The sequence below is a fragment of the Halomonas sp. HMF6819 genome, from assembly GCF_044335525.1.
Classification (GTDB): Bacteria; Pseudomonadota; Gammaproteobacteria; order Pseudomonadales; family Halomonadaceae; genus Vreelandella.
In genome coordinates this window covers 42,651-56,219 of sequence record NZ_JBIQVY010000007.1, presented here as the reverse complement: position 1 = coordinate 56,219, position 13,569 = coordinate 42,651, and the positions used below count along the sequence as shown (strand labels likewise).

Annotated in this window: 11 protein-coding genes; all 11 read right to left on the bottom strand. The window is 62.9% G+C overall.

The window, feature by feature from the left end; genetic code table 11:
- Positions 1 to 4: 4 nt before the first annotated feature.
- A complete protein-coding gene (locus tag ACGLWX_RS16490; RefSeq protein ID WP_396241351.1) occupies positions 5 to 1,405 on the bottom strand; it encodes an MFS transporter in 1,401 nt (466 codons plus the stop codon).
- A 180-nt stretch (positions 1,406 to 1,585) separates the two neighbouring features.
- Positions 1,586 to 1,972: a hypothetical protein gene (locus ACGLWX_RS16485; protein WP_252109476.1), complete on the bottom strand. Its 387-nt coding sequence runs from the start codon at positions 1,970 to 1,972 to the stop codon at positions 1,586 to 1,588.
- Positions 1,973 to 2,035: 63 nt separating this feature from the next.
- Complete coding sequence (gene lysS / locus ACGLWX_RS16480) at positions 2,036 to 3,547, bottom strand: lysine--tRNA ligase (RefSeq protein ID WP_396241349.1); 1,512 nt, start codon at positions 3,545 to 3,547, stop codon at positions 2,036 to 2,038.
- A gap of 33 nt (positions 3,548 to 3,580) precedes the next feature.
- Positions 3,581 to 4,679, bottom strand: a protein-coding gene (gene prfB / locus ACGLWX_RS16475; protein WP_396241347.1) for a peptide chain release factor 2 whose coding sequence is annotated in 2 segments (ribosomal slippage) — positions 3,581 to 4,603 and positions 4,605 to 4,679 — 1,098 coding nt in all. Because the reading frame shifts where the segments join, the coding sequence is not laid out codon by codon here.
- A 230-nt stretch (positions 4,680 to 4,909) separates the two neighbouring features.
- On the bottom strand, positions 4,910 to 6,256 hold the full coding sequence (locus ACGLWX_RS16470) for an OmpP1/FadL family transporter (protein WP_396241345.1): 1,347 nt from the start codon (positions 6,254 to 6,256) through the stop codon (positions 4,910 to 4,912).
- A gap of 304 nt (positions 6,257 to 6,560) precedes the next feature.
- Positions 6,561 to 7,178: a YitT family protein gene (locus ACGLWX_RS16465; RefSeq protein WP_396241343.1), complete on the bottom strand. Its 618-nt coding sequence runs from the start codon at positions 7,176 to 7,178 to the stop codon at positions 6,561 to 6,563.
- 44 nt (positions 7,179 to 7,222) lie between these two features.
- A complete protein-coding gene (locus ACGLWX_RS16460; RefSeq protein WP_396241341.1) occupies positions 7,223 to 9,031 on the bottom strand; it encodes a DHH family phosphoesterase in 1,809 nt (602 codons plus the stop codon).
- A complete protein-coding gene (gene thrC / locus ACGLWX_RS16455) occupies positions 9,031 to 10,425 on the bottom strand; it encodes a threonine synthase (RefSeq protein ID WP_396241339.1) in 1,395 nt (464 codons plus the stop codon). The genes ACGLWX_RS16460 and thrC overlap by 1 nt, the downstream gene beginning before the upstream one ends.
- Positions 10,426 to 10,431: 6 nt before the next feature.
- Positions 10,432 to 11,748, bottom strand: coding sequence for a homoserine dehydrogenase (locus ACGLWX_RS16450; protein WP_252109470.1), 1,317 nt, complete (start codon positions 11,746 to 11,748; stop codon positions 10,432 to 10,434).
- 92 nt (positions 11,749 to 11,840) lie between these two features.
- Complete coding sequence (locus ACGLWX_RS16445; RefSeq protein WP_396241337.1) at positions 11,841 to 12,599, bottom strand: DsbC family protein; 759 nt, start codon at positions 12,597 to 12,599, stop codon at positions 11,841 to 11,843.
- 5 nt (positions 12,600 to 12,604) lie between these two features.
- On the bottom strand, positions 12,605 to 13,486 hold the full coding sequence (gene xerD, locus ACGLWX_RS16440; protein WP_396241335.1) for a site-specific tyrosine recombinase XerD: 882 nt from the start codon (positions 13,484 to 13,486) through the stop codon (positions 12,605 to 12,607).
- Between the last annotated feature and the right edge of the window lie 83 nt (positions 13,487 to 13,569).

The following is a 13,569-nucleotide window of genomic DNA, read 5'->3' as shown; positions in this document are numbered from 1 at the left end:
GCCCTTACCGGGGCCTCGACGATGCCCGCCGTTCAACGAGTGCGCGCCCGGCAAGCGACACCCGGGAAAGGCTCGCCACCAGCGCCAAAAGCGTCGTGAAAGCGCCAAACCAAAGCGTGACCTGCACCGAAAACCCCAGCGCCAGCGCCGCGCCCACCACCGCCACGCCGAAGGACTGGCCTACGGTGCGCACCGTACTCATCATGCCGGAGACGTTGGCGCTGCGCTCGGGCGGCAGGCTCGCCATCATTTCGCGGTTGTTAGGCGGCTGGAAAAGCCCGAAGCCGATTCCGCACAGCGCCGTGCGCCACAGACTGCCCGCCGCACCGGTGGTCTCGTCCACCAGCGCCAGCGCCATCAGCCCGACCACCAGAAAGCCAAGACCCACGCTCGACAGAATGCTCGGGTTGACCTTGTCGGCAAGGCGCCCGGCCAGCGGCCCCACCACCATGATGGCAAGCGGCCACGGGGTAAAAAGCCAGGCAGTTTCGAGCGGCGAGAAGCCCATCTGATTCTGATAAAAAAGCGACAGCGCAACGAACGTCAGCCCGTGGCCAATGAACGCAAGCCCCGAGGTGCAGATCGCCAGGGTGAAGCGCATCTCGCTAAAGAGCGTCAGCGGTAACAGCGGATAGCGGGCCCGGCGCTGGCGGCGAATGAACAGCGTCGCGGCGACCAGACAGAGTGCGACCCAGGCGAGCACCGCCAAAGGCTCGGCGTGACCCAGCGCGTCCATCGAGAGAAAGAAGCTCGCCAGCATCACGATCGAGCAAAGCGCCCCCGCCACATCGAAGGCGCCCGAACGCGGCGTCTCGCGCGGCAAAGCCGTGGCGGCGAAGTAAAGCGAGCAGAGCCCGAGCGGCACGTTGAGCGCAAAAAGCCAGGGCCAGTCGGCAAAAGAGAGAATCGCCCCGCTCACCGTGGGCCCGGCGGAGTAGCCGGCAGCGACGATCAGCGCGCTCAGGCCCAGCGCACTGCCCAAAAGCCGGGTCGGAAAAATCATCCGATAAACCGACGGACCGATGGAGAGCGTGGCCGCCGCACCCAGGCCCTGAAGCGCCCGAAACACCAGCAGCGTCTCGAGGTTTTGGGAAAGCGCCGCCCCGATGGATGCGCCCACGAAGATGGCCAGGCCCAGCAGGTAGAGCCGGCGCCGGGTGATCAACTCACTGAGCCCGGCAAACACCAGCAAAAACGCCGCGCACACCACCTGAAAGATATTGGTAATCCACACCGAGCGCGAAGCGGAGGCGCCCAAATCCTGGGCGATGGTAGGCAGCGCCAGGTTGACCATGGTGGTATCCATCACCGCCATGGTGGTGCCGGTCATCAGCGCCAACAGCGCCAGCGCCCGTTCACGACCGGGCAGGCCGTCGTCACCGGGGCGGGTTTCGAACAGTCGCATGGAGCAAGGCTTCCTTGAGGCAGGCCTGCGTTTGAATAAAGCAGTCTCTGAGCAGGACTTCGTGCAGAGCTTTTTTTGCAGGGCTTTTATAGAGCGCTTTTTTACAGGGCTTTTTTTAAAGCGCTTTAACGGCAAAACCGGCCGAAGCCGGTTTCAAACAACGTACGCCTTACGCCAGCGTCAGGCCGGGTCGTTGTCGAGCAGCAGCGCGTCGTCGACATCGGAAATTTCCAGCGCCGTTTCATCGTCCAGATCGATCGCCAGATAGCTGTGCTCGACGTGCAGAAACGACTGGAACAGCGACCAGTCCAGCGTCTCGGGCCACTGGCGCTCGTCCTCTTCCCAGGCGCGCAGCTCGGTTTCGAGAATTTCCACGCTGCGCTCGCGCACGAAGGTTTCGAGCGCCTCGGGAGTGTCCATCTCGGGGATCAGATAAATGGTACTTTCACGTTCGACGTCGTCCAGTGTCAGGTCGTCGTCTCCCATGGTGGGTTCCAGCGCGTTGATCCAGTCCACGAAGGTCTGGGTCGGCCTGACGCTCAGAGCGGAGCGGTTAAGCAGTTTCATGGGATTCTCCTCGCCGTCGAAACGTTGACCATTATGGGCGCTATAACGCGCCCTTACCAACTTTTACTCGACTTCCGGACGCATCGCCGGGAACAGCAGCACGTCGCGAATCGAAGGGCTGTCGGTAAACAGCATTACCAGCCGGTCGATCCCGATGCCCTCGCCCGCCGTGGGCGGCATGCCGTACTCCAGCGCCCGCACGTAATCGGCGTCATAGTACATCGCCTCGAGATCACCGGCGTCCTTCTCGGCGGCCTGCTCGCGAAAGCGCTCGGCTTGATCCTCGGCATCGTTGAGCTCGGAGAAGCCGTTGGCGATCTCGCGCCCGCCGACGAAGAACTCGAAGCGATCGGTGACGAAAGGATCGGCGTCGCTTCGCCGGGCCAGCGGGCTGACCTCCGCCGGGTACTGGGTAATGAAGGTAGGCTGATCGAGGCGGTGTTCGGCAACCTCCTCGAAGATTTCGGTCTGGACCTTGCCCAGCCCCCAGTTCGGCTTCACTTTCACACCCAAGCGCTCGGCCAGGCTCACAGCACTTTCAAGCGACTCGAGCTCAACGGCGTCGATGTTTTCGCCGTACTCGAGGATCGAGTCCTTGAGCGTCAGGCGGCGAAATGGCGCGCCGAAATCGTACTCGTTGCCCTGATAGCTCACCGTCGTGGTGCCAAGCACCTGCTGGGCGGTGGCGCGCAGCATCGCCTCGGTCATGTCCATCAGGTCATTGTAATCGGCGTAGGCCCAGTAGAACTCGACCATGGTGAACTCGGGGTTGTGCCGGGTCGAGAGGCCTTCGTTGCGGAAATTGCGGTTGATCTCGAAGACCTTCTCGAAGCCACCCACTACCAGCCGCTTTAAATAAAGCTCCGGGGCGATACGCAGGTACATGTCCATGCCCAGCGCGTTGTGGTGGGTGATGAACGGACGCGCCGTGGCCCCGCCGGGGATCGGCTGGAGCATGGGGGTTTCCACCTCCATGAAGCCCTTGTCCTCGAAAAAGCGGCGCATGGCGCTGATCACCGCGGCGCGGGTCTCGAACGCTTTACGCGACTCCGGGTTCATGATCAGGTCGACGTAGCGCTGGCGATACCGCGCCTCCTGGTCGGTCAGGCCGTGAAACTTGTCCGGTAGCGGGCGCAGGCTCTTGGTCAGAAGCTCGGCTTCAACCATCATCACGTAGAGATCGCCCTTGCCGGATTTATGCACCGGGCCGCGCGCGGCGACGATATCGCCGATGTCCCAGCTCTTGATGTCCTCCAAAAGCTCGGCAGGCAGGCCCTTTTTATCCACGTAGAGCTGGATTTGACCGGCCACGTCCTGGATGACGATGAAGGGGCCACGCTTTCGCATGATGCGCCCGGCCACCGCCGCCTGGTGGTCCAGCGCCTCGAGCTCCGCCTTGTCCTTGTCACCGAACTGCGTTTGCAGCTCGACGGTCAGGCTATCCCGGCGAAAGTCGTTGGGAAAAGCGCTCTTGCCGGTGGCGGCGGCGCTTTCGCGGCGCGCGGCGAGCTTGCCGCGGCGCTCCATGATCAGATGATTTTCGTTTTCCGCAGAAGACGCGTCCTGGTTGGCCATCAGACACCCTTGAATGATCGAACCCAAAAAAGATTACAAACCCTGCTTGAGGCTTGCGATGATAAATTGATCCAGATCGCCGTCGAGCACCTTGTCGCAGTTACTGGACTGCACGCCGGTGCGCAGATCCTTGATGCGCTGGTCGTCGAGCACGTAGGAGCGGATCTGGCTGCCCCAGCCGATGTCGGCCTTGGAGTCCTCGGCTTCCTGCTTGGCGGCGTTGCGCTTTTGCATCTCGTGCTCCCAGAGCTTCGCCTTGAGCTGTTTCATGGCGAAGTCCCGGTTGGCGTGCTGGCTGCGCTGGTTCTGGCAGGCCACGACGATACCCGTGGGCTCGTGGGTGATCCGCACCGCCGAATCCGTGGTGTTGACGTGCTGACCGCCGGCGCCGCTGGAGCGATAGGTATCCACGCGCAGATCCGACGGGTTGATCTCAACTTCGAAACTGTCGTCGACTTCCGGCGATAAAAACACCGAGGCGAAGGAGGTGTGGCGGCGACCGCCGGAATCGAACGGGCTTTTACGCACCAGTCGGTGAACGCCGGTTTCGGTGCGCAGCCAGCCAAAGGCATGATCGCCCTGAATATGCACCGAGGCCGACTTGATGCCCGCCACTTCGCCGGCGGAGGCTTCGATGATCTCGGCCTTGAAGCCGTGATGTTCGGCCCAGCGCAGGTACATACGCAGCAAAATGTTCGCCCAGTCCTGGGCTTCGGTGCCGCCGGAGCCGGACTGAATATCCAGATAGGCGTTGTTTTCGTCCATCTCGCCGGCAAACATGCGGCGAAACTCGAGCCGCTCGAGCGATGCCTGCATGGTGTCGAGCTCGCGCTTGACCTCTTCGACGGTGCTTTCGTCGTCTTCCATCTCGGCCAGCTCCAGAAGATCCCGGCTATCGCCAAGCCCCTGGTCCAACTCATCGATGGTGGCGACGATGGTCTCGAGCGAGGCTCGCTCCTTACCGAGCTTCTGAGCGTACTCCGGGTCGCTCCAGACGTTCGGGTCTTCGAGTTCGCGGGTGACCTCTTCTAGCCGATCCTTCTTCTCGGCATAGTCAAAGATACCCCCTAAGAACGTCTGTCCGCTCAGACAGGTCCTTGATTTGGGTGTGAATCGGATTGGTTTCCAACATGGATCGCGCCTTGATCTGATCAGTACCGCAAGGGCACTCAAATGGGGAGGTCGTCGGTCGGAGCGCTTGTTGAGCAAAGGGCAGCGTCAGGCTGCGGCCCCGACAAACGAAACCGGTGCATTAATGGGCGCCTAGTGTAACGAAAGCGGGGGGTGGGTGCATCCACCGCCCTGCCCGGACACGCAAAAACCCGGCCAGAGCCGGGTTTTCAAGAGAGTACCGAGACGTGCTTAGAAGCGGTAGGTCAGCTGGGCGCCGATACCATGAGCTTCGTTTTTGTAGTCTGCGGAGTAGTTCGAGGTGATAGGCGGTGTGCGCTGTCCGGCTACAGTGAAGCTGTCGGTCTTGGTTTGATCTACCTGAGTGCCACGCTCGGTCAGGTAGGAGTAGGCAACATCCAGCGTCAGGTCGGGAATGGGGCTCCAGCCTGCACCAATAGAGAAGATGCGCCGATCATCCGACGGAATACGCACACTGCGGGTTGCATCCTGGGTAGGTGTGAAGTCAAGCGCCACCCCGGCACGCAGCGCGAGCTGAGGCGTCAGTTGATATTCACCGCCGGTTGAGAAGGCCCAGGCGTTGGAATAGTTCTGCCGCTCGTTGGTAATCTCGCCACGCTGGGCACCGGTGACCAAGATCTCGTCAAACTCGCTCCAGCGCGCCCAGGAAGCGCCAAACATCAGCTTGAGATTGTCGCTCATCTGTTGGGTCAGCGAGAAGTTGACCGTTTCAGGCGTAGTCAAATCCAGCGCAGCGGTATCGGTTACGGTGCCGATACCCAACTGATCAAGCACAGGTGAACTTGCGGAGAAGTTACCTTCCAGATTGAAGTCCACTTTAGAGCGGTACGTGAGGCCCAGCGTGGTTTCCGGTACGGGTTGATAAATCACCCCCAAGTTATAACCCCACGCCTCATCATCACCTTCAACGCGTGAATCGACTTCCGAAAGTCCCAACGGAGTCGCTACGGGCACCTGACGGCGAAGCTCACCCTCTACGCTGTTATATGTAACACCGACCCCCACGCCCCACTGCTCATTAAAGCGGTAGGAGACCGTTGGCTGAGCGGTCACTACCTTAACTTCAGTATAGTTACCTTGGTTACGTCCCTGGAAATCACCCTCATACTCGGTTTTGGAACCGAAAGGCGCATATACACCAAAACCGAAGGCTAACTGCTCATTGACCGGCTGCGCGTAAAAGGCAAAAGGCACCAGCGTGCCTGGCACCATATCGCCATCGTTGGACCCTGAAACAGGCAGCGTATCTGTGAGGCCGCCCGTGGCCGGTAGGAAGGCCGGGCTACTCTGAGAGGCACTGGCGTTACTGATATCAGTATTGACGCTAAGAAAGGTTCCACCCACAGTCACCTGAGCGCGGTCCAGGAACGATATCCCCGCCGGGTTGCCGTAGACGATGGTGGCGTCGTGGACGTTGGAGCTGCGTCCGGCGTGGCCGTAGCCCTGGCCGCTGACGCTCTGCTCGTTGATCTGGTAGCCGCCGGCGTTAGCCTGGCTTGCGAAGGCCGCCGCCGCTACGGCGGATACCAACGCGAGTTTTTTTACGTTGTTGTGCATAGTGAGCCTCGTTTTCGAATGATCCGGCAGGCACTACGACTCGCCCACCTTATTATTTTGTCCCAGTGATTAGTTTTCGCCCAATGCGGGCGCGGGTTCAAGAGGCAAACGCTCGTTTTATTTGTTTTCAGGGCTATCCATTAGTCGTACGAGCGTTTTAATACGCGCCGAACGGCTTTTCTCAAACTCGCGAGCACGGTTTTAATACCGCCATGAAAACACAGCGCAGCGTTGAAAGGACTGGGGGAAATCGCCGCTTGTGGAGCTAAAGTTTTGGCCCGCCGGCACGAGAGGCAGGCGCGGTCTAGCTCACCCCGATATAGCGCCCGGGCTTGTGGTTGAGCGCGATGATGAGGTTCAGCGTCAGCGCGCCAAGCACCGAGTAGGCCACGCGATCCAGCGGCAGCTGAGTAAGTGCGACGAGCAGAATCACGCCGTCGATACCCAGCTGCACGTAGCCCGCCCGAAAGCCGTAGCGCTGCTGCAGGTAAAGCGCGAGGATGTTGATGCCGCCAAGGCTCGTGCGGTGACGAAAAAGCATTAGCATACCGATGCCCATCAGCGCCCCGCCCATGAGCGCGGCGTAGAGCGTGGGTACGCTCTCGAAAACGACCCAGCCCCCTGTCAGCTCGGAGAAAAGCGACACCAGACCAATGGCGATGAAGGTACGCAGGGTAAAACTCCAGCCCATGCGTTTGATCGCGAGATAGTAAAACGGCAGGTTGATGGCGAAAAACCAGGCGCCGAAGCCCCAGCCGGTCATGTAGTTCAGCAGCAGCGCCAGCCCCGCAGTGCTGCCGGTGAGCAGTACCGCATGGGTATAAAACGTCACCCCCAGCGCCACGAACAGCGTGCCCAATAGCATCGCGATGGCGTCTTCGATCAACGTGTGCGGGTCCTGGGGCAGGTCTTCCACGCGCATCAGTGCGTCCCTTTCATTGCTTGATGGATACTTAGGCCAGAGGCTTAGACGGTCTCGGCGTGCTCGACCATCAACTGCAGCGACTCGCGCCCGCGCCAGCGGTTACGGTTGAGCTTGAACGCGCAGGTCAGCGTGTCGCCGACGCCGAAGGCGGGCAGCTCCCCGGGGGTGAGCGCGCGAAACCAGATCGCCTTGCAGGTCACCGGGCCACTCGAGAGCTCCAACATCAGGTGTACGCCGTCGCCGCCCACCGGGCGCAGCGACTCGACGATGAAGTCGCCCTGAAACAGCGGCGCCTCGAACTCGCGGCCGAACGGGCCCAGCGCGTCGATTTCGCCAAGCGTGGCCAGGGACAGCTGGGCGGCGTCGAGCGTGCCGTCGGTGTAAAGCTGCGGCGTGCGCGGCTCGCTTCCGAGCTGCTCGGTCACGGCCTGAAGAAACGCCGCCTTGAACGCCTCGCGCTGCTCCAACGGAAGGCCCACTCCCGCCGCGCCGCTGTGCCCGCCAAAGCGCGGCAGCGCCTCGGGGGCAAGCTCGAAGGTGCGCTGCAGGGCATCGCGCAGCTGAAGCCCGTCAATGGAGCGCCCGGAGCCGGTGAGCATGTTGGGCGCGGCGGCTTTGGTCAGCACCACCGCCGGGCGCCCGTACGCCTGCACCAGGCGGGAAGCGACGATGCCCTGAACGCCGGCGTGGCCGTCTTCGAGAAACACCACCACGGCGGGCTCCCCGGCCTCGATCGCCGGCAGCGCCAGGCGCTTGGCCTCTTCGGCCATGTCCGCTTCGATCGCCTTGCGCGACTGGTTGTCCTGATCCAGCACCTCGAGCTGGCGATTGGCCACCGCGTCGCTTTCGGCCAGCATGTAGTGAAGCGCGGCGTAGGGGTCGTCGAGGCGCGAGCGCGCGTTGATGCGCGGGCCCATCTGAAAGGCCAGCGTCTCGGCGTTGAACGGCACGCTGTCTGCCCCGAGCCGCGCCGCCATGGCCCGCCAGCAGGCGGCGTCCATGCGGTTGATCAGGGTCAGCCCGTAGCTCACCACCGCGCGGTTGGCGGGGCTTGCCCCGAGCGAGACGCAGTCGGCAACGGTCCCCAGCGCCACGAACGAGAGCCAGGGCGACAGCTTGGGCGTGGCCTCATTCAAAACGCCCCACTCGATGAGCACGCCCCGGGCCAGCGACATCAAAAGCCACGCCACCATGCAGCCGGCGATGGTCTTGTCCGGGTAGTCGCAGTCCTCGCGCGTCGGGTTGATACAGGCAAAGGCCGATGCCGGCGGACCGGCTTGGGGCAGCGCGTGGTGATCGCTCACCACGACGTCGATGCCCGCCTCCTTCAAGCGCGCGATGCGCGGCTCATCGCTACTTCCGCAGTCGGCGGTGATTACTACACTCGGGCGCGGCGAAAGCGCCAGGGTGCGCTCGACCAGCGGCAGGCTGATGCCGTAGCCGTCGTTGATGCGGTGACCAATCAGGCTGTGAAGCCGCTTTTCCGGCACGCCGAAAAGCTCCACCAGCGTGCGCCGAATCACCACGTGGGAGGTAATGCCATCCACGTCGTAGTCGGTCAGAATGCCGATCGACTCGCCTTCGGCAACGGCTTTGGCGATACGCTCGGCGCCGCGCCGCCCATCGGCCAGTTTCTCCGGGTGTGCCAGGTAGCGAAGGCTTGGCGCGACCAGCGGCGTGAGCGGCTCGGTGTAGCCTGGCAGGCGCGAGGCCAGAAGCCTGGACTGCAGCTCGGAAAGGCCCTCTTTTTGCGCGCGATCGTAGACCGCCTCGTCCACTGGACGAGGCGTCAGACGGGGCCGGCTGGCGTTTTGCGCAAGCGTCACGGTGGGAGCGCTCAAGTCGGTCATCAGTGCTTACGGCGGTGATCGACCACGAACTGCTGCACGCTTTCGAGCTCGGCCGGCAGCACCGCGTAGCGCTCTTCGCGCTCGAGCAGATCGTCCATGTGGGTGGGCAGCGGCACGCCCTGAAAGCCCGCCTTGACCACGGCGTCGGCAAACTTGGCCGGGTGGGCGGTAGCCAGCGTCACCACCGGCGTAGTTTGGTCGCTGCGTGCGCACTCGGCGGCGCGGTAGCCGGTCGCGGTGTGCGGGTCGAGCATTTCGCCGGTGCGATGATGCGCCTCGCGGATCACTTCCAGAATGGTCGCATCGTCCACGCTGTGGCTGGCGAACTTCTCACGCAGCCGCGCAAGCGGGGCCTCGGCGAGCGCCGTCGGCTCCTGCTGGAAGCGCTCGAGCAGTGCCGCGACCGCCTTGCCGTCGCGCTCGTAGGCGTCGAACAAAAGCCGCTCGAAGTTCGACGAGACAACGATGTCCATCGACGGCGCGAGCGTCGCTTCGAGCTCCTTTTTGGAGAAGTCGTTGGCGGCCAGCGTGCGATGCAGGATGTCGTTGGCGTTGGTGGCGATGATGAACTGCTTCACCGGCAGGCCCATCTTGTAGGCAGTGTAGCCCGCAAATACGTTGCCGAAATTCGCCGAGGGCACGCAGAAGCTCACCTCGCGGTGCGGCGCGCCGAGCGCGACGCCGGCGGCCACGTAGTAGACGATCTGGGCCATGATGCGCGCCCAGTTGATCGAGTTGACCGCGACCAGCCGGGTGCCCTGCAAAAAGTGCTGATCGGCGAAGCTCGCCTTGACCATCGCTTGGGCGTCGTCGAAATTGCCTTCGATGGCGATATTGAAGACGTTATCGGCCAGCACCGAGGTCATCTGGCGGCGCTGCACTTCCGAGACGCGCTGGTGCGGGTGCAGGATGAAGATATCCAGGTTGTCGCAGTGGCGACACCCTTCGATGGCCGCTGACCCGGTGTCGCCGGAGGTCGCGCCCATGATTACCGCGCGCTCGCCACGCTTTTTCAAAAAGTGATCGAGCAGACGGCCCAACAGCTGCAGCGCGACATCCTTGAAGGCGAGCGTCGGGCCGTGGAACTGCTCGAGCAGAAAGTGGTTGGCGTCGAGCTGCTTGAGCGGCACCACCGCGTCGTGGGTGAAGGTGGCGTAGGCCTCCTCCACCAGACGTTTGAAGGTGTCATCATCGATCTCACCGCCCACAAACGGCTTCATGACGCGAAAGGCGATCTCGGCATAAGAGAGCCCGGCCATCGCCTCAAACTCCTCATGCGAAAACGTGGGCAGCGTTTCCGGCACGTAGAGCCCGCCGTCGCTGGCCATGCCGGTCAGCACCACTTCCTCGAACGAGAGCGCGGGGGCTTGGCCCCGCGTGCTGATATAGCGCATGTCGGGTTACTCCCCTTCGTCCAGGCTCTCGACGCGGATACGCGTGACCGGGCCTGCGATATCGGCCATCGCTTCGATTTCGCGAATTGCCTCGTTCATCTGCTTCTCCTTGGTGCGGTGGGTCAGCAGGATGATCGGGACGAGTTCGCCTTCCGTCGCCTCTTTCTGGATCAGCGCTTCGATGGAGATGCCCTGCTCGGCCAGAATGGTGGCGACCCGTGCCAGTACACCGGGGCGGTCCACCGCCAGAAGGCGCAGGTAGTAGGCCGTGGTGATCTCTTCCATCGGCATGATGGGCAGATCGTTGATATCGTCTTCGATGCCGCTGAAGGCAAGATACGGGACGCGGTAGTGGTGGTCGGTGGTGATATCGCGGGCGACATCGAGAATATCCGCGACCACCGCCGAGGCGGTCGGCTCGGCGCCGGCGCCGGCGCCGTAGTAGAGCGTCGGGCCGACCGCATCGCCCATTACGGCGATGGCATTCTTGACGCCGTGCACGTTGGCCAGCAGGCGCTCCTTGGGAATCAGCGTCGGGTGAACGCGAAGCTCAAGGCCTTTTTCGGTGCGCTTGCAGATCCCCAAGTGCTTGATGATGTAGCCCAGGTTGTCCGCCTGCTCGACATCTTCGGCGGTGATGCGCGCGATGCCCTCGGTGAAGGCTTTCTCGAACTGCAGCGGCACGCCGAAGGCAATGGACGCCAGAATGGTCAGCTTGTGAGCGGCGTCGATGCCTTCCACATCAAACGTCGGGTCGGCTTCGGCGTAACCCAGCGCTTGGGCTTCGGCGAGCACGTCCTCGAACGCCCGGCCTTCGTCGCGCATGTGGGTCAGAATGTAGTTGCCGGTGCCGTTGATGATGCCCGCCACCCAGTCGATACGGTTGGCGCCCAGGCCCTCGCGCAGCGACTTGATGACCGGGATCCCGCCCGCCACCGCCGCTTCGAAGGCCACGATAACGCCTTTTTCATGGGCGGCGCGGAAAATTTCGTTGCCGTGCACGGCGATCAGCGCCTTGTTGGCGGTGACCACGTGCTTGCCGTTTTCGATGGCGGTGAGCACTAATTCGCGGGCGACGTCGTAGCCGCCGACCAGCTCGACGAGCACGTCGACGTTGGGGTTGGTCGCCACTTCGAACACATCGGTGGTGGCGTCAATGCCGGTAATGTCGCAGTCGGGATGAATGCTGCGATGGGCGACCTGCTCGATCACGATCGGGCGGCCGGCGCGGCGAGCGATATCGTCGGCGTTGCGCATCAATACGTTGAACGTGCCGCCACCGACGGTTCCCAAACCACAAATGCCTACTCTTACCGGTTTCAAAATACATCCCCTCTAGCTTCGCACCCAAGGTGCGGCGTCTTGATAGTTGAGTTTGGCGTGCGCCACCCGTGGCGGCATTTTAATCGTTTACGTCAGTCGTCCAAGCCTAACATGCCGACCAGCCGATCCGGCGGAACAAATCCCGGCACCAGTTGCCCATCGGGCAAAATAATCGCCGGCGTGCCGGTGACGCCGAGTTCCATACCGAGCTGGTACTGATCCGCCACCGGATTGTCGCAGATCTCGCCGCTCACGCTTTCACGGCTCTGGGCGCGGGTCATCGCCTCGCTGCGATTATCCGAGCACCAGGCGCGCTCCAGCGTTCTGGCAGCGTCGCTGTCCATGCCCGCCCGCGGAAAGGCCAGATAGTGTACCGCGATGCCGCGCTCGTTGAGCTCCGGCACGCTTTCGTGCAGGCGCTCGCAGTAGGGGCAGGTCGGGTCGGTGAAGACCACCACGGTCGCGCGGGGCTCGTCCACGCCGCGGTAAACGAAGCGCTCGGACGCCGGCACCGCGTCGAGTGCGGCCATGCGCTGCTGGTTTTTAGCCTGCTCGGTCAGATTCACCAGGCCCTGCTCGGTGTTCTGATAGAGATCGCCCACCAGAAAGTAGCTGCCGTCTTGGTTGGCGTAGAAGGACTCGCCGTTTTCCAGCCGCACGTGATAGATACCCGCCATGGGCGTTTCGAGTACTTCTTCGACGGGCATCGGCTGGCCGTTGACCTCGAGCGACTCGGCCAGGCGCTCGGCGTCGGCCTGAGCCGCGGCGGGCAACAGCGCCGCGCCCGCGAGCAAGAACGGGGCAAGCCGTGAGCGCGCCCCGGCGCGTGATGATGTCGTGCGTTGACGCATGGTATTCAACCTCGTGGATGATGATCGGCATGCAGCTGCTCCAGGCGCGCCTGGGCAACGTGCGTGTAAATTTGCGTCGTGGACAGGTCGCTATGCCCAAGAAGCAGCTGTACGACCCGCAAATTGGCCCCATGATTCAATAAATGCGTCGCAAACGCGTGGCGCAGCGTATGCGGCGATAAAGACCGGGTGATATTGGCCGTGACGGCGTGAATTTTAATCCGATGCCAGAAGGTTTGTCGCGTCATGGCGTTACCACCGCGCCCGGGAAAAAGCGCCGGGCGGGTTACGTCCGCCATCAGCGCGGGCCGGCCCCGCGCCAGATACTCCTCGAGCCACCCAACCGCCTCGTCGCCCATCGGCACCAGCCGGTCCTTGTCGCCCTTGCCGCGCACCCGCACCACGCCCTGGCGCAGGTTCACCGCGTCACTGGAAAGCCCGACGAGTTCCGAGACGCGCAGCCCGCAGGCGTACAAAAGCTCGAGCATGGCGCGGTCGCGAAGCCCGAGCGCGGTGGCGGTGTCCGGGGCGAGCAGCAGCCGGTCGACCTCCTCCTCTTCGAGCGTATTGGGCAGGCTCGGGCGCACCCGGGGCAGCACCACCTCTGCTAGCGGGTCGTGGTCAATGTGGCCACCAAGCTGCGCCCAGCGGTAGAAGCTTCGAAGCGACGACAGAAGCCGAGCGTTGCTTCGAAGCTGATAGCCGGCCTCCTGGCGCTGCTCGATCCAGGCGGCAAAGCGCGCCGGGTCTGGCGCCAGCAGGGTCTCGTCGAAGCGCGCAAGATACGCCTGCCAGGCGATCAGATCGCGCCGGTAGGCCGACAGCGTATGCTCGCTTGCGCCCTGCTCGAGCCACAGGGCATCCAAAAAGACATCGATGTCGTTCAAGGGCAGGCTCCCGGCGCGCGACCAATAAAAAACCCCGCCCCGCAAAGCGGAGACGGGGTGTATCCGGGCGCAGACGCGCCCGT